Source organism: Pseudomonas sp. YL2 (assembly GCF_023063025.1).
GTDB classification, from domain to species: Bacteria; Pseudomonadota; Gammaproteobacteria; order Pseudomonadales; family Pseudomonadaceae; genus Aquipseudomonas; species Aquipseudomonas putida_A.
In genome coordinates, this window is the sequence record NZ_JAJSLU010000023.1 from 1 (window position 1) to 16,113 (window position 16,113).

The 16,113-nt window shown below is 61.7% G+C and carries 13 protein-coding genes; 4 read left to right on the forward strand and 9 right to left on the reverse strand.

The window, feature by feature from the left end:
• Positions 1 to 329: 329 nt before the first annotated feature.
• Positions 330 to 1,217: a LysR family transcriptional regulator gene (locus LVD08_RS25060; RefSeq protein WP_096796201.1), complete on the reverse strand. Its 888-nt coding sequence runs from the start codon at positions 1,215 to 1,217 to the stop codon at positions 330 to 332.
• Between the two features lie 129 nt (positions 1,218 to 1,346).
• Here LVD08_RS25060 and LVD08_RS25065 point away from each other — a divergent pair, with 129 nt between their 5' ends.
• Both LVD08_RS25065 and LVD08_RS25070 read left to right on the forward strand, forming a co-directional pair.
• Positions 1,347 to 2,363 carry an alpha/beta hydrolase gene (locus LVD08_RS25065; RefSeq protein WP_247269504.1) on the forward strand — a complete coding sequence of 339 codons (1,017 nt, stop codon included), beginning with the start codon at positions 1,347 to 1,349 and terminating at the stop codon, positions 2,361 to 2,363.
• 178 nt (positions 2,364 to 2,541) lie between these two features.
• Complete coding sequence (locus tag LVD08_RS25070) at positions 2,542 to 3,969, forward strand: mechanosensitive ion channel family protein (protein ID WP_247269505.1); 1,428 nt, start codon at positions 2,542 to 2,544, stop codon at positions 3,967 to 3,969.
• 199 nt (positions 3,970 to 4,168) lie between these two features.
• Here the strand turns inward: LVD08_RS25070 and ycaC are convergent, their stop codons facing one another.
• The 5 genes from ycaC to LVD08_RS25095 form a co-directional block, all read right to left on the reverse strand.
• Positions 4,169 to 4,792 (reverse strand): isochorismate family cysteine hydrolase YcaC, encoded by a 624-nt coding sequence (gene ycaC / locus LVD08_RS25075; protein WP_007961287.1) that lies wholly within the window; start codon positions 4,790 to 4,792, stop codon positions 4,169 to 4,171.
• Between the two features lie 68 nt (positions 4,793 to 4,860).
• A complete protein-coding gene (locus LVD08_RS25080; protein WP_247269506.1) occupies positions 4,861 to 6,699 on the reverse strand; it encodes an amidohydrolase in 1,839 nt (612 codons plus the stop codon).
• Positions 6,700 to 6,729: 30 nt separating this feature from the next.
• On the reverse strand, positions 6,730 to 7,356 hold the full coding sequence (locus LVD08_RS25085; RefSeq protein ID WP_095136682.1) for an antibiotic biosynthesis monooxygenase: 627 nt from the start codon (positions 7,354 to 7,356) through the stop codon (positions 6,730 to 6,732).
• The gene (locus LVD08_RS25090) at positions 7,349 to 7,765 is read right to left on the reverse strand and encodes a DoxX family protein (RefSeq protein ID WP_096796196.1); all 417 of its coding nucleotides are present in this window, start codon (positions 7,763 to 7,765) and stop codon (positions 7,349 to 7,351) included. Before LVD08_RS25090 ends, LVD08_RS25085 begins: the two co-directional genes overlap by 8 nt.
• Positions 7,766 to 7,979: 214 nt before the next feature.
• Positions 7,980 to 8,903 carry a LysR family transcriptional regulator gene (locus LVD08_RS25095; RefSeq protein WP_027611588.1) on the reverse strand — a complete coding sequence of 308 codons (924 nt, stop codon included), beginning with the start codon at positions 8,901 to 8,903 and terminating at the stop codon, positions 7,980 to 7,982.
• Positions 8,904 to 9,209: 306 nt separating this feature from the next.
• Here LVD08_RS25095 and LVD08_RS25100 point away from each other — a divergent pair, with 306 nt between their 5' ends.
• Complete coding sequence (locus LVD08_RS25100) at positions 9,210 to 9,665, forward strand: helix-turn-helix domain-containing protein (protein WP_027611587.1); 456 nt, start codon at positions 9,210 to 9,212, stop codon at positions 9,663 to 9,665.
• Positions 9,666 to 9,699: 34 nt separating this feature from the next.
• Here LVD08_RS25100 and LVD08_RS25105 read toward each other — a convergent pair whose 3' ends face one another.
• On the reverse strand, positions 9,700 to 10,269 hold the full coding sequence (locus tag LVD08_RS25105; RefSeq protein WP_027611586.1) for a flavodoxin family protein: 570 nt from the start codon (positions 10,267 to 10,269) through the stop codon (positions 9,700 to 9,702).
• 343 nt (positions 10,270 to 10,612) lie between these two features.
• Here LVD08_RS25105 and LVD08_RS25110 point away from each other — a divergent pair, with 343 nt between their 5' ends.
• Positions 10,613 to 13,420: an ATP-binding protein gene (locus tag LVD08_RS25110; protein WP_247269507.1), complete on the forward strand. Its 2,808-nt coding sequence runs from the start codon at positions 10,613 to 10,615 to the stop codon at positions 13,418 to 13,420.
• Here the strand turns inward: LVD08_RS25110 and LVD08_RS25115 are convergent.
• On the reverse strand, positions 13,385 to 14,854 hold the full coding sequence (locus LVD08_RS25115) for an ATP-binding protein (protein ID WP_247269508.1): 1,470 nt from the start codon (positions 14,852 to 14,854) through the stop codon (positions 13,385 to 13,387). The genes LVD08_RS25110 and LVD08_RS25115 overlap by 36 nt on opposite strands.
• 90 nt (positions 14,855 to 14,944) lie before the next feature.
• Entirely contained in the window at positions 14,945 to 15,895 is a 951-nt protein-coding gene (locus LVD08_RS25120) for a GlxA family transcriptional regulator (RefSeq protein WP_103367636.1), read from the reverse strand.
• Between the last annotated feature and the right edge of the window lie 218 nt (positions 15,896 to 16,113).

Below are 16,113 nucleotides of genomic sequence, written 5' to 3' on the forward strand. Positions count from 1 at the left end.
CAGCTTGCCATCCACCCCTCTCACCCCAGAGTTTATTCCCTTACTCAGACACAAGCGGGCTTGCTCGCGAAGGCGGTGAGTCAGGCAACGGAGATGTTGGCTGACAGGACGCTTTCGCGAGCAAGCCCGCTCCCACAGGGGGTAATGCGGCGGCTTCGTAGAGATTTTTGCGACCGGACCTCATCGCTGCAAAAAGCTCCCACAAGATTTGCACACGCCACAAAACCTGTGGGAGCGGGCTTGCTCGCGAAGACGTCGGTCCGGCCAACATCTTCATCGACTGACACGACCTCTTCGCGAGCAAGCCCGCTCCCACACTTTTGGCGTGGTCACATCTGGTTGAGGCGTTCGCGCAGGAATTCGACCAGTGCCTGCACCGGGCGCGACGCCTGGCGGTGTTGCGGGTACACCGCCGACAGGGTCAGCGGTTCAGGGCGGTAGTCGTCGAGCACTGGCATCAGCCGCCCGTCCTTCAGCGCCGCGCCGACGATGAACGTCGGCAGATAAGTAATCCCCATCCCCTGCACCGCCGCATCGCGCAACAGCTCGCCATTGTTCACCCGCATGCGTCCGGTGACATTGACCAGCAGCGGCTTGCCCTGCCCCGCATTGAAGCGCCATTGCACCGAACGACCATGGCCGTACGGCAGGCAGTCGTGGCTGTGCAGGTCTTCGGGATTGAGCGGCGTGCCGCGTTCGGCCAGATATGCCGGGCTGGCGCAGTACACCCGTTCGATGGCGGCGATGCGCCGCGCAATCAACGTCGAGTCCTCCAGCACACCAATGCGCAGCGCCAGATCATAACCTTCGCCAAGCAGGTCCACCGGGCGGTCGCTCAAATCCACCTCCACGGTGACATCGCGATAGCGCTGCAGAAACAGCGGCAGCAGACAGCCCAGATGCGCCACGGCAAACGACAGCGGCGCACTGACGCGAATGGTCCCGCGCGGCTCGGCAGTCTGCCCGGCGATGCCCTGCTCGACCTGTTCCACTTCGCCCAGCAGACGCAGCGCCGACTCGTAGTAGCTCTGGCCCAGTGGCGTGACGTCGAGGCGTCGGGTGGAACGGTTCAACAGCCGCACACCGAGGCGCTCTTCGAGCTGCATCAAACGGCGGCTGACGAACTGCTTGGACAGGCCCAACTGATCGGCCGCAGCAGTGAAACTGCCGGAGTCCATGACCTGGCAAAAAATACGCATGTCTTCGAACGGGTTCATTGTCACTCTCTGGTAGACAGTCAAACGCTTTATAGCCGCTTTTTCACTTTTCGACAGCTCATTAATCTGTGCTCACGGTTTGAAAACAGCCCGACACAACACCAATAACTTTCGAAAATGGAATTGAGCATGAACATCAAAAAGACCCTGACCGCATCCCTCCTCGCCCTGTCCATCGGTAACGCATTCGCCGCCGGCAGCTCGGGTGTCGAACACAACACCCAGGCGTTCCTCGAAGCCCTCGCCGCCGGCGGCGGCAAACCGCTGGAGCAACTCAGCCCGAAGGATGCCCGTGCGGTGCTGGCCGGTGCGCAAGCGTCGGTAAAGGTTGACCTGTCCGGGGTTGAAGTCAGTGACAAGGCAATCAAGGTCGATGGCCAGACGATCAACCTCAAAGTGGTGCGGCCGGCCAAGGTCAAAGGTGAATTGCCGGTGTTCATGTTCTTCCACGGCGGCGGTTGGGTGTTGGGCGATTACCCGACGCACCAGCGCCTGATTCGCGATCTGGTGGTCGGCTCTGGAGCGGTCGCGGTGTACGTCGATTACACGCCGTCGCCGGAAGCGCAGTATCCGACAGCGATCAACCAGGCCTACGCGGCGACCAAATGGGTGGCAGAGCATGGCAAGGACATTGGCGTCGACGGCAAGCGCCTGGCGGTGGCCGGCAACAGCGTCGGCGGCAACATGGCGGCGGTCGTGGCGCTGATGGCCAAAGAAAAGCAGAGCCCGGCCCTGCGCTTCCAACTGCTGATGTGGCCGGTGACCAACGCACAGTTCGACGACGGCTCGTACCAGCAATTCGCCGAGGGCCACTTCCTCACCAAGGGCATGATGCAATGGTTCTGGGACAACTACACCACCAACCCGGCCGAGCGCGCACAGATCCACGCCTCGCCACTGAACGCCAGTGCCGAGCAGCTCAAGGGCTTGCCCGCCGCGCTGGTGCAGACCGCCGAGTTCGACGTGTTGCGTGATGAAGGCGAAGGCTATGCGCGGCATCTGGATGCGGCCGGTGTGCCGGTGACGTCGGTGCGTTACAACGGGATGATTCATGACTTTGGCTTGCTCAACCCACTGAGCCAGATTCCCGAAGTGAAAGCGGCCGTGCGCCAGGCCGCGGCTGAGCTGAAGACGCATCTGAACTGAGACCCCCTCACTCGCCACACCTGACGGTGTGGCGAGTTTTTTGCCTGACCACATTCTGTGGCGAGGGGGGTTGGTCCCCCTGGGGTGCGGCGCGGCCCCCAAGGTTGTGTGAGCGCTGCGCACTCAAGCGGGAGCAAGCTCCCTCGCCACAACAGCGCTCATCATCGTGGAGCACATCATGTCCATCCTCCTCACCCATCCACTGTCCTGGAGCGCCGCCCTGCTGCTGCTCGATGCGCTGCTCTGGCACCTCGCCCCGTTCAAGCATCGCGCACCGAGAGTCGGCATTCGCCTGGCGCTGTTTCTGGCGTTCAGCGCATTGATCATCAACGCCGAGATCAGCCCGTTGCAGGCGCCGCTGTTCGCCGATGACCGGGTGATGCAACTGGGCGCAACGGCGTTGGGGATTGTCTGGTGGCTGTACGCCGCGCGGGTGCTCACCGAGGTGATCGGTCTGGCACTGATGCGGCGCATCGGCCACAGCGGTCGGCTGTTGCAGGACGTGATCGGCGCGCTGGTGTTTCTGGCGGCGATCGTCGCGGCCGCCGGCTATGTGCTGGAACTGCCGGTCAAAGGTTTGCTGGCGACTTCCGGGGTGGTGGCGATCGTCGTCGGTCTGGCGTTGCAAAGCACCTTGAGCGACGTGTTCTCGGGGATCGTGCTCAACACCACCAAGCCGTATCAGGTCGACGATTTCGTGGTGATCGACGGCGTCGAGGGCAAGGTCATCGACATCGACTGGCGCGCCACGCATCTGTTGACCAGCACCGGAACCCTGGCCGTGGTGCCGAACTCGGTGGCGGCCAAGGCGAAGATCGTCAATCTCAGTCGCCCGACCAACCTGCACGGGGTGTCGATCAGCATCAAGGTGCCGAATCACATTCGCCCGCGGCGGGTGCTCGACGCCCTCGACCGCACGCTGCAAGGCAGCAGCAGTCTGCTGCTCAATCCGCCGCCCAAAGCCGTGTTGAAAGAGGCCGGTGAGGTGATGTCGGAGTATGTCGCCAGCGGTTTCATCAGTGAACTGAGCAAGAAAGGCGAGGTGCGCAATCAACTGTTCGACCTCGCCCATCGGCATCTCGAAGCCGCAGGAATTTCCCGGCACCCCGATGGCGTGATCGAGCCCTCGACCCGCGCCCGGGCGTTGCTCGATGAAGTGAAAGTTTTCCGCTCGCTGAGCCATGAGGAACGTGATCGCCTCGCCGAATCGATGGTCGCGCAGCAATACGCGGCCGGTCAGGTGGTGCTGGGGCTGGATGAAGTGCCCGACAGTCTGTTTGTCATCGCCACTGGTGTGGTCAGTGCGACCGTGCCCGATGGCAACGGCCAGACCGAAGCCGGACGCATGGGGCCGAGCGAGGTCATGGGCGAACAGAGCATACTCGCCGATACCCCGTCGCAAGCCACGTTCACCGCGCTGACGTCGAGCATCATCTATCGCCTCGACAAAGCGCTGACCCGCCAATGCATGGAGCAGCGCAGCGAAGTCGGCCAGGCGCTGAACAAATTGCAGGCCGTGCGACAGCAGAACAGCCGGCTGGCGTTGATGGCCAAACCGGTGGCGGTGCGCAAGGGTGGGTTTCTCGGCTGGTTGCAAAAGCGCTAGCCCTGACAAACAGGTGGACGCCATACCTTGTGGTGAGGGAGCTTGCTCCCGCTTGAGTGCGCAGCGCTCACAGATTTCGGGGACTGCTGCGCAGACCAGCGGGAGCAAGCTCCCTCGCCACAGGAGGTGGTGGGTTGCGCCTCTTTTTTACTGCACATGAAAATGCCCGCAATCAAGCGGGCACTTTCAGTTCAAGCAATCACTTGGCCGTGAACTTGGTGTAGCTGTTGATCAGGTTGCGGTAGTTCGGCAGGCGTTCGGACAGCAGATGCGCCAGACCTTCCATGTCGTTGCGCCAGTCACCTTGCAGCTCGCACGCCACCGAGAACCAGTTCAGCAGGTGTGCACCGGCGGCCGACATGCGCGCCCACGCGGCTTGTTGCACGGTGGTGTTGAAGGTGCCGGAAGAATCGGTGACCACGAACACTTCGAAACCTTCAGCAATGGCCGACAGGGTCGGGAATGCCACGCAAACGTCCGTCACCACACCGGCGATGATCAGTTGCTTGCGGCCGGTGGCCTTGATCGCCTTGACGAAGTCTTCGTTGTCCCAGGCATTGATCTGGCCAGGGCGCTGAATGAACGGTGCATCAGGGAATTGCTCGCGCAGCTCAGGCACGATCGGACCGTTCGGGCCGGCGTCGAAACTGGTGGTGAGGATGGTCGGCAGCTTGAAGAACTTGGCGATGTCGCCCAGCGCCAGCACGTTGTTCTTGAACTCGTTGGGGGTGAAATCCTGTACCAGCGAGATCAGACCGGTCTGGTGGTCGACCAGCAGCACGACCGCATCATCTTTGTTCAGACGCTTGTAGGGAACGCTCATGGGAAACTCCTCGGTGGATGGTTGTTGCGTGAGGCGCCGACCGGATGGCCGGCGCTTTTTTGTAGTGATCAGAAAGCGAAACAGGAACAGCCGAACGCGCCCCAGAAACCGGCGAAGTCGCTGACCGGTGCGTTGGACAATCGGGCTTTTTCATGGCTGTGCGCGTGCACTGCGCAGGCACCGACGCACTGGTGCACTTGCGCCTGCAACGGCGAGTTCGGGCGCCAGTGGCCCGGCACCTTGACCACCGGCGACCAGTCCGGCAGCACGGGGATCGAGCGTGGGCCGAGGTCTTCGAAATCGCCGGCGGCGTAAACGATCTTGCCGCCGACCACGGTCAATACCGACTCGATCCACTTGATCGCTTCTTCCTCGACGTGGAAGAAGTCCGCGCTCAGCGCCGCCAGATCCGCCAGTTGCCCGACCTTGATCTGGCCCTTCTTGCCCTGTTCCGACGAGAACCAGGCGCTGCCGTGGGTGAACAGTTCCAGTGCGGTAGTGCGTGGCAGACCTTCTTCGTACAAGGCCAGACCGCCGACGGTGCGACCGCTGACCATCCAGTACAGAGATGTCCACGGGTTGTAGCTGGAAACCCGCGTGGCATCGGTGCCGGCGCCGACCGGTATGCCTTCGACGAGCATGCGTTTGATCGGCGGCGTGGCTTCGGCGGCTTTCGCGCCGTAACGGTCGACGAAGTATTCACCCTGGAACGCCATGCGATCCTGAATCGCAATGCCGCCGCCCAGCGCCCTCACCCGCTCAATGTTCTGCGGTGTGATGGTTTCGGCGTGGTCGAAGAACCACGGCAGACCGTTGAACGGAATATCGCGATTGACCTTCTCGAACACGTCGAGCATGCGGCTGATCGATTCGTTGTAAGTGGCGTGCAGACGGAACGGCCAGCGCTGCTCGACCAGATGGCGCACCACCGGTTCCAGCTCCTGCTCCATGGTCTGCGGCAGGTCCGGGCGCGGTTCGAGAAAGTCTTCGAAGTCGGCGGCGGAGAACACCAGCATCTCGCCAGCGCCGTTGTGCCGCAGGTAATCGTCGCCCTGGTGCAACTTGACGCTGCTGGTCCAGTTCTGGAAATCAGTCAGCTCTTCTTTGGGCTTCTGGGTGAACAGGTTGTAGGCGATGCGCACGGTCAACTGATCATCCTTGGCCAGTTGCTCGATCACCTGATAGTCATCTGGATAGTTCTGGAAACCACCGCCGGCATCGATCGCGCTGGTCAGGCCGAGGCGATTGAGTTCGCGCATGAACTGCCGGGTCGAGTTGACCTGATAGTCCAGCGGCAGCTTCGGCCCCTTGGCCAGCGTCGAGTACAGAATCATCGCATTGGGTTTTGCCACCAGCATGCCGGTCGGGTTGCCGTTGGCATCGCGCACGATCTCGCCACCCGGTGGGTTCGGCGTGTCGCGGGTGTAACCGGCAACGCGCAGTGCGGCGCGGTTGAGCAGCGCGCGGTCGTACAGGTGCAGGACGAATACCGGAGTGTCCGGTGCGGCCTGGTTGAGTTCCTCAAGAGTCGGCATGCGTTTTTCGGCGAACTGGAATTCGTTCCAGCCACCAACCACGCGCACCCATTGCGGAGTCGGCGTACGGTCGGCCTGCTCCTTGAGCATGCGCAACGCATCGGCCAGCGACGGTACGCCTTCCCAACGCAGTTCGAGGTTGTAGTTGAGGCCGCCACGGATCAGGTGCAGGTGCGAGTCGTTGAGACCGGGGATCACGCAGCGCCCGTGCATGTCGATCACTTGCGTGGCCGAACCACGCAGGGCCATGGCCTGGGTGTCGTTGCCAACGACGACAAAGCGGCCGTCCTTGATCGCCACGGCACTGGCCAGCGGCTTGCTGCGGTCTACGGTATGAAATTGGCCATTGAACAGAATCAGATCGGCGTTCATCGCAGTTCCTTTCGAGTAGATGAATGGGTGTCAGCGTGACGGCTGTTTCGCCGGCTCGACGTGAGCATGGGCCTGACCGGCTTCCAGCCACGGCGCGAACAACCGGGTCACGCGGGGCATGAACACGTACACCACCGACAGGACGATGGTCAGGGTGATCAGGAACGTGGCGACCACGTAGTTGGAAAGCAGCGGATGCAGCTTGAGCAGCGGCCCCCAGATCAGCGGCACCAGCAGCGTGTGCGGCAGAATCACCAGCAGGGTGATCACCGCTTGCTTCCAGCGCGGCGGCGGCTTCGCGGCATCGGCCAGCGGCGCGAACCAGAATTCGTTGACCGGTGCGACTTCGGTCTGGTCGCCATCGGCGAGCATCGGCGCCGCTTCATCCACCAGCGCCTGACGCTGCGGCGACTCCAGCCACAGTTGCATGGCCTCGGTGGAGGAAAAGCGCAGGACGCAGGTGTAGGTGTCGAGACCGGCCAACTTGCCGCGCACCACGTCGACCCCGAGGTGACCGTCGCGCTGCCCGGCGACCCGGACGATGTTGCGCAACCACGCCTCGTATGGCTGTTCAAACCCGGCCTTGACCCGGTGCTTGACGATCAGGGTCACGGTTTCACCGACCCCCGGTGCTTTTGGACTCAGGGCTTCAGGCATAACGCAGCACTCCGGGCAGACGAACATTGAGCGCCAGGCGTCCCGGCCCGGCGATAAACACAGTGGCGAACAGGATCAACAGCAACCAGCCGAATTGCCCCTCGGCCACACTCCATTGCGGATGCACGACCAGCAGCGCCACCAGCAGAACAAAAAGAATAGGCAAGCAGGCCAATCGCGCCAGCACCCCGGCGACGATCAGTAGCGGACAGAGGACTTCAGCGAAAATCGCCAGGCAGAGTGTGAGGTGCGCGCCGAGGTGGAACGGATCTTCGATCTGCTGCAATTGCGCGTTGAAGTCCAGCAGCTTGGGCAAACCGTGGACCCACAGCAGGAACAGCCCGCCGCTGACCCGCAGAAACAGCAGACCGATATCCTGTGCCTGCTCATCGTGTTGTGATGCGCTCATGACCCTACCCTTAAATCCTTATCGGGTTGAATCATGCTCGGTGCGGGCGAGGGAAAATTGAATGGATGTGCTCTCTTTCAGGCGAGTCGGATTCCTGTGCGAGCGAGCCTGGTGCGGGCGGCGATCCGACAGTGGCGTCCGGTCAGCCAGCATCATTGTTGAATGACACACCGCTTTCGCGAGCAAGCCCGCTCCCACAGGGAAAGTTGGTGCGTCAGGAATGCGGGATATCCAGCGGCGCCGCCATGAACTGGCTGATCCGCGAGCGCAGCCAGCGCTCGGCCGGGTCGTTGTCGTGCACCCCGCTCCAGGCCATCGACAGCTGTGCGGCATCGATCGGGAACGGTGGATCTTCAGCGCGCAAGGCGCAGCCTTCGACCAGCGCACACGCGGCATAGTCCGGCACGGTAGCAATCATTTCAGTGCCGGCGAGCAACGCACGCAAACCGCTGAACTGCGGCACGCCGAGCACCACGCGCCGACGCCGGCCAACCTTGGCCAGGTCCAGGTCGATGTTGCCGCTCAGGTCACCGGAGAACGACACCATCGCGTGCGGGCGCTCGCAGTATTCGTCCAGCGTCAGCGGCCCCGGGCGATCATCGCCGCGTAGCACTTTGCAGGGAATGTCGCGCAGTTTCTTGCGCTTGGCGTTGGCCGGCAGATCGGTGGTGTAACTGACCCCGACCGAGATTTCCCCGGACGCCAGCAGCGCCGGCATCAACAGATAATTGGCACGGCGTACCACCACAACGATGCCCGGCGCCTCTTGCTGGAGCTGTCGCAGCAGCGGCGGAAACAGACCGAACTCGGCGTCGTCCGACAGGCCGATGCGGAACACGTCGCAACTGCTCGCCGGGTCGAACTCCTTGGCCCGGCTGACCGCGCCGGAGATCACGTCCATCGCCGGTTGCAGCTCCTGCAGAATCGCCAGCGCGCGGGCGGTCGGCTCCATGCTGCGGCCGTTGCGCAGCAGCAACGGATCATCGAACAGGTCGCGCAAACGCCCCAGCGCGGCACTCACCGCCGGTTGGCCCATGAACAGTTTTTCGGCGACGCGGGTCAGGTTCTTTTCGAACATCAGCGCTTCGAAAATCACCAGCAGGTTCATGTCGACGCGACGCAGATCGTTACGGTTCATGGGCTCGTGTTCCTTGCTTGAGAAGTCGTGTTCAGTCGGGTGCGATAGCGCCGTACTTTACTTGATCAACGGTACGCTGGCCGCACGTTTGTATGGGCCGTATTCCACCGGCAGCCATTGGAAGGTTTGTCGATGGCGGCGACTTGCAGCGATGTGCTGAGTTCAACGTTTTGCGGCGCAATTAACAACGTTTAACTCGTCAGTCTTCCGGCCCCGTCCAACAATGAAACCCTCTGCGAAACATTGTTTTTTTGACCAGAGGGAAACGTGCCGAGCGTGCGTTGCCCCCCGACACGGACATTGGCCATGGCTCACTTACAACAAACAGTCGCCCTCGCCCCCTCCAGCGAATCCCGCACACCGCGCATCGGCGGCCTCAGTCCGCAACGCGAACGGCGGGCCAAACAGTTGATCCTCGACCGCCTGGGTGAAAGCCTGGAAGTCACCGAACTGGCAGAGGCCTGTTCGTTGTCACGCAGTCATTTTTCCCGGGCGTTCAAATGCAGTACCGGACTCTCGCCACAGGACTGGATCCGCACCCAGCGCATCGCTCGTGCCAAGCAGTTGATCCGGCTCACCCACTTGAGCCTGACGCAGATCAGCCTGGAATGTGGCTTCTGCGATCAGGCACATTTCTGCCATATCTTCACCCGCAGCGAAGGGATCAGCCCTTTCGCCTGGCGGTGTCGTGAGGTGCCGGGCATGAAGGCCGAAAAGCCACCAGCGTCGGCCGCGCCTGTCGGCATACGCCTGGCGGTCTAGACGCTGTCGCGCGCCAAGCTCATTTCCCTGCGCTTCATTGCTGCCTCAAGCGCTGCGCCACTTGCGCCACCCGCTCGCCCAGGTGTGCCGCCGTGCGCCGGTCTTCGAGCGGCGGCGCCTGCTCGGGGGGCTGTTCGACATTGGATTGGGACATGGCCCCGAGCGCGCTGCCCAGACGATTCAACTGACCATCGAAGCAGCCCGCCACCGAGCGCGCCGGGAGCAGGTCGAGACCCACCCAGATCATCGAATGCTGCGCGGCGAACACCGCCATTTGCAGCAATGTATTGAGCTTGTCCCCGCACAGGCTTCCGGAATTGGTGAACCCGGCGGCAACCTTGTTGCGCCATGGTTTTGCCAGATAGAACGCCGCGCTGGCCTCCATGAAATGCTTGAAGCCCGCCGACGCGCTGCCCATGTAAGTCGGCGCACCGAAAATGATCGCGTCGGCGCGGTGCAACTCATCCCAATAGAACTCGACCTCTTCTACCGCCACCAACCGGCAGGTACTGCCCAAGTGCCGTTCGACGCCCTGCGCCACGGCTTCTGCCATGACGCGAGTGTGGCCATAGCCGCTGTGATAGACCACCACCACGTTGCTCATTGCGCCGTCCTCCGCACGCGTGCACTCCATTGCAGCCGTCAGGTCCAGGCCTGCTTCATCGGATTTTTGGGCTTGAAGCGAACACAGACGAGTTAATCGTTGTTAATTGTCCGCGAGACAAAGCGCTGGTCTGAACATTGCAGCGGGCAAAAATGCCGATCGCTGCATCACTTTCGAGCATTGCCGGCAATCTGCACGTTGCACTGACGCCAGAACCTGCGGAATATGTCGGCAAAACTGCGGATTAGAAGGCTTGCGTGCCGCTGACGCTGATCCGCACTGCCCTTCACGGAGGCTTCACACGCCGTGGGCAGGATTATAAAAATTTCGCAGGAGTGAGCTGTTGAGTCTTCCCCCGAATCAGGCCCTCGGTTTCGGCCCCTATCGGATTCAGCCCGGCAAACGGCTGCTGCTTGAGGGCGAGCAGCCGTTACGCCTGGGCCGACGTGCCATGGATATTCTGCTGATCCTGCTGGCGCATGCCGGCGATGTCGTGAGCAAGCAGCAACTGATTGCCGGCGTGTGGCCGGACAGCGTCGTCGAAGACATCAATCTGCGGGTGCACATGGCGGCGTTGCGCAAAGCCCTGGGCGATGGTCAGGGCGGGCAGCGATACATCGTCACGGTGGCGCAGCGCGGCTACAGCTTTGTCGCACCGATCAGGCTGCAATCGATCGAACAGCACACCTGCGCAGAGACCGGCACCCGGCATAACCTGCCACTGCGCCGCACGCGAATGATCGGCCGCCAGCCGCTGGTCGACAGCCTGATCAGGCAGTTGCCACGCCAGCGCTGCATCACGCTGGTCGGCCCCGGCGGCATCGGCAAAACCACCGTGGCCCTGCGCGTTGCCGAGCAGATGATCGGCCACTATCGGGACGGTATCCGGCTGCTGGATCTTTCGCCGATCAACGACGCACGAATGATCTGCTCGCACTTGGCGGCCCTGCTGGACGTGGTGCCGCATGACAACGATCCGCTGACCCACCTCGTCAATGCGCTGCGCGAGCGCCAGATGCTGCTGGTAATCGACAATTGCGAACACCTGATCGACGCCATGGCACTGCTCAGCGAGAGCATTTTGCGCGGTGCGCCGCAGGTTCACATTCTGGCCACCAGCCGCGAGAGCCTGCGTGCCGAAGGCGAGTATGTGCAACGTCTCGAATCCCTCGATTACCCGCCGCCGATTGCCGTGCTTGATCGTGCGCAGGCGTTGAGTTTTTCGGCACTGCAACTGTTTGCCGAACGCGCCCTGGCCGCGCACGAGGGCTTTGAATTGAGCGACGCCGAGTTGCCCGATGCGCTTGAAATCTGTCGGCGTCTGGATGGCATTCCACTGGCGCTGGAGCTGGCGGCGGCGCAGGTCGGAGAACTCGGCCTGCAGGGTTTGCTCAGCCAGCTGCAAGGGCGTCTGCCGGTATCGGCTGCCGGCAATCAGAGCAGCGTGGAGCGCCACCAGACGCTGCGTGCCACGCTGGACTGGAGCTTCAACCTGCTGACCGATTGCGAACAGACCTGCCTGCGTCGACTCGGTGTGTTTCGGGGTGGCTTCACGCTGGAGTCCGCCGCTGCGGTGATCGGTGGACAGCACATCCAGCCCGGCGAGGTGTTCGGTTCAATCACACAACTGGTCGCCAAATCGTTGCTCAACGTCGAAGTCGGTGACGAAGAAGTGTTCTATCGGTTGCTCGACACCACGCGTCGCTATGCCCTGGAAAAACTCGAGCAAGGCGCCGAACTCGCCGAAACCCGCGAACGCCACGCTGAACGTTGTCTGGCGCTGATGTATCAGGCGCAGACCGATTGGGAAACGACCTCAACCGCCCTGTGGATCGAACGCTACGCACGCGGTCTGGAAGACCTGCGCGCGGCGCTCGACTGGAGTCTGAACGGTGCAGGCCCCAATGATGTGGGGATTTATCTGGCCGCGACCTCGGCGCCCCTGTGGCAAGAGTTGTCGCTGCTCAAGGAATACGGCGGTTACGTGCGTCAGGCGCTGGCCCTGCTGGAAAACGCTGCCGAACCTTGCCCTCGGGTGAAGATCTCGCTGAAACTGGCGCTCGGCAGCGCCTGCTACCACACCTGGGGTGGTACCCCGGAAACCATCGCCGCATTCGTCGATGCCCATGCGCTGGCGCAAGAGTACGACGACGTGGCCGGCCAGCTGCGTGCGGTGTCCGGGCACATGGCGGTCAACCTCAGCTGTGGCCACTATCGGTCGGCGCTGGAACAGAGCGAACAGTTCGATCGACTCGGCCTGCACGGCGACCCGCAGTTGTCGCTGAGTACACATCGCCTGCGGGTGTTGGCGCTGCATTACGCCGGCGACCAGCAGCAGGCACGCCTGCATGCCGAGCAAGTGATTCAGCACATGGCGCAAAACGGCAATCCCAACCGTTTCACCCATGGCTTCGGCGTGCAGTACGACCAGAGCGTCGCCTCGCTGACGGTGCTGGCCCGGGTGTTGTGGCTGCAAGGTTTCCCTGAACAGGCCTGGCGTACGGCCAGGCAGGCACTGGACATCGCCGTGCAAATCAACCACGGCACCTCGATCTGCTACACCCTGGCGCTGGCCAGTTGCCTGATTGCTCATTACAACGGTGACGCGCAAAACGCCCGTGCTTTGCTGCAGCTGTTGCTGGAGCAGGCGCAGAAGCATTCCGTATTGCTGTTCTATCGCTGGGCATGCCAGTACGCGCAGGTTCTCGACGCCGATGCCGCCGTGCCGATAGCGACCGAAGACAGCGGCCTGATCAGGGAAATCATGGTCACCCTGGACAGCAGTTTTGTTGATGACGCGTTGCTTGAGCGGGCACACAACGGAGCGGCAGGCTGGAGCACGGCGGAGATTCTGCGGGCTCGGGCCGATCAGATGTTGATTAAAGATTCGGCTTGCCCCGACAGCAACACCCGGCAAGCCGAAAAGGTCTTGCTCCAGGCACTGTCGATTGCGCAAACCCAAGGCGCCCTGGCCTGGGAACTGCGCAGCGCCACTTCGCTGGCGCAGTTGTGGCAACGGCAGAACCGCTACCGCGAAGCGCTGGAATTATTGAGCCCGATCTATCAACGCTTCACTGAGGGCTACGCCACCCCGGACTTGCGCAAGGTGCGCTGGTTACTCGACGAGTTGAGCCGCCAACTGCGAGCCTGACACCCAACGACTGCGGCTGACGAACCGCGCATGCCGACGCTCGTACTCGTTGTATTCACCGCTGCGTTCCAGTTGTTCGCGGGCGTAACGACGGGTGGTGTTGAGCATGCGATAGCGCAACCCGGCACTGCCCCGCTCCACCGCCAGCAAAGACTTCTGCGCCAACCGATCAATCATCAGGGCCAACGTCGACGGGGGTAATAGCGCGCAACTGATGACACCCATCGCCGCATCGATGGCAAACGCCGTTTTGAAGACCGACAGGCGTTGCAGCACCCGCTGTTCCTGCTCACTCAGGTGCTGATAGCTCCAGTCCAGCGCGGCTTTCAGGGTTTGATGGCGTGGCACGGCAGTACGCCGACCATGGCTGAGCAGCTGCAAACAATTGTCGAGTTGAGACTGCAAGCCGACCAACGCCAGCGCATCAATGTGCGCCGCCGCCAGTTCAATCGCCAGTGGCAGCCCATCGAGCCGCCGACAGATGTCGCGCACAGCATTGAGATCCTGTTCACGCAGGGTAAAACCCTGCTGCCGGGCTCGGGCACGACTGACAAACAATTGCACGGCCGAATAGCTCATGGTCTCTTCGACACTGCCCAACGCTGAGGACTTGGGAATGGCCAGTGGCGGCAGGGTTTGCACGGTCTCCAGACTGGCCTGCAATGCTTCGCGACTGGTCGCAAGAATCGACAACCGTGGCGCGGCCTCCAGTAAACGTTCAACCAGAGCCTTGCAGGCTTCACGCAGATGCTCGCAGTTATCCAGCACCAGCAAGCTGTGACGCGCTGCCAGCGTGACGAGATCGGTTTCGAGGGTGTGCAACAGATAATCGAGCAGTGGCGTGGCGTCGTTGACTACCGCCAGGTCCACCAGCCAGACCCCGTCGCGAAAATGCTGTAACAGCAACTCTGCAGCACGCAACGCCACCGTGGTTTTGCCGACACCCGCAGGCCCCGTCACGGTCATCAATCGGCACAGTGGCAATTGCCGCACCATCGAGCCCACCACGGAGTCGCGACCGGTCACCGGCGTCAGCCGCACAGGCAAGTTGTGTTGTGGCGCTTGCAGGTGTTCCAGGGCCACGTGCTCGAAATTGTCGCCATGCACCGGAGCAACAAAGCTGTAGCCACATTGCGGCACATTGACGATGTAGCGTTGGCCGTTCTCACCGTCACCGAGCGCCCGGCGCAGGGCGGCAATGTGGACGCGAAGATTGATCTCTTCGACCACCGAAGTGGGCCAGACCCGTGCAATCAACTCTTCCTTTCTGACCACTCGGCCTGCACGCTCGACCAGCACCTGCAGAATGTCCAGCGCCCGCCCGCCCATGCGCAGTTGCCGATCCCCGTCGAGGATCAGCCGTTGGCGCAAATGAAAGGCGTAAGGGCCGAAATACAGGACTGACGCCGAGTGCAAATCGTTGAGGCTGTTCATGCCAACTATCTTGGCAGCCTGCGATGACGGCACAACCTTCACACAGGGCGCAGCACGGACATCCGGGTGCGCACAACGGACAGAACCGCTCTAGCTGAACTGTTCGCGGTATTGCACAGGGGTAAGGCCGAGTTTTTCCGCGAACAACAGACGCATGTGCCGAACGCTGCCAAAACCACTCTTGTAGGCCACGGTTTTCAAAGGCAGGTCAGTGGTTTCCAAAAGATTTCGTGCGCAGTCGATACGCGCACTTTGCAGGAACTCCATCGGCGTCATATTGATGTCGCGGACAAACGTCCGCGCGAAGTGCCGTGCACTCATGTTGGCCAATCCTGCCATGCGCTCGACAGTGAACACTTCGTCGAGATGGTCCAGGACGTAATTCTGTACTCGGGTGATCGGTGTTTCCTGAGGCGCCACCGCCGCCATCAATGGGCTGAACTGCGCCTGTCCACCTTGACGTTTCATCACGACAAGCAGCACTTTGGCGACGTCCTGGGCCAACTTCTTGCCGTGATCCTGCGCCACCAGCGCCAGCGCCAGGTCGATGCCGGCCGTGACCCCGCCAGAGGTGATCAGATTGCGATCCTCAATGAAAATCTGGTCGGTGGCGACGCTCGCCTTTGGAAAGGCCTTGATCAGGCGTTCGGTGTAGTTCCAATGAGTGGTCACCCGATAGCCGTCGAGCAACCCGGCATGGCCGAGCACGAAGGCGCCGGTGCAGATCGAACCATATCGCTCGGCACAGGGCACGGCCGCTTTCAGCCAGGCCAGCAACGCCGGGTGTTTTTCGTTGTAAGCCCCCGGCCCTCCTGGCACCAGCAGCAAATCGTAGCGCTCAAGGGCTTGTTCGATATGCCGGTCGGTGTGTACCAGCACACCGTTGGAAGCACGCAACGGCCCGCGCTCGGTGCCAAGGGTCGTCAGCTGATAGTGCGACTCCGGTTTCAAATAGCGATTGGCCACCGAAAACACTTCCAGCGGCCCGGCCATGTCGAGCAGCAGAAAGTCGGGGAATAACACCATGGCCACGGTTTTCATGGGGTACACATCACTGATAATGAAAAATGGACGGACAAGACTGGCTGAGCATTATGGCCAACTGCGACACAATCGTCGGAAAAAAATACGTGATCAAGCGCACACAACTGTCAACCAGAAAGGGACAGTATTTCAATTTCCATCTACTTATTACCCCGAAGAGTAAACAGTAACCTTCTCCTCACTCGGACGAATTCACGTCCCCACAGGAGATTTCA

Coding starts and splice junctions, on each gene's coding strand:
- LVD08_RS25085 (WP_095136682.1), bottom strand. CDS start 7,356: ATGCCTGAAGCCCTGAGTCCAAAAGCACCGGGGGTCGGTGAAACCGTG.
- LVD08_RS25060 (WP_096796201.1), bottom strand. CDS start 1,217: ATGAACCCGTTCGAAGACATGCGTATTTTTTGCCAGGTCATGGACTCC.
- LVD08_RS25105 (WP_027611586.1), bottom strand. CDS start 10,269: ATGAGCAACGTGGTGGTGGTCTATCACAGCGGCTATGGCCACACTCGC.
- LVD08_RS25065 (WP_247269504.1), top strand. CDS start 1,347: ATGAACATCAAAAAGACCCTGACCGCATCCCTCCTCGCCCTGTCCATC.
- LVD08_RS25090 (WP_096796196.1), bottom strand. CDS start 7,765: ATGAGCGCATCACAACACGATGAGCAGGCACAGGATATCGGTCTGCTG.
- LVD08_RS25095 (WP_027611588.1), bottom strand. CDS start 8,903: ATGAACCGTAACGATCTGCGTCGCGTCGACATGAACCTGCTGGTGATT.
- LVD08_RS25080 (WP_247269506.1), bottom strand. CDS start 6,699: ATGAACGCCGATCTGATTCTGTTCAATGGCCAATTTCATACCGTAGAC.
- LVD08_RS25115 (WP_247269508.1), bottom strand. CDS start 14,854: ATGAACAGCCTCAACGATTTGCACTCGGCGTCAGTCCTGTATTTCGGC.
- LVD08_RS25100 (WP_027611587.1), top strand. CDS start 9,210: ATGGCTCACTTACAACAAACAGTCGCCCTCGCCCCCTCCAGCGAATCC.
- ycaC (WP_007961287.1), bottom strand. CDS start 4,792: ATGAGCGTTCCCTACAAGCGTCTGAACAAAGATGATGCGGTCGTGCTG.
- LVD08_RS25120 (WP_103367636.1), bottom strand. CDS start 15,895: ATGAAAACCGTGGCCATGGTGTTATTCCCCGACTTTCTGCTGCTCGAC.
- LVD08_RS25070 (WP_247269505.1), top strand. CDS start 2,542: ATGTCCATCCTCCTCACCCATCCACTGTCCTGGAGCGCCGCCCTGCTG.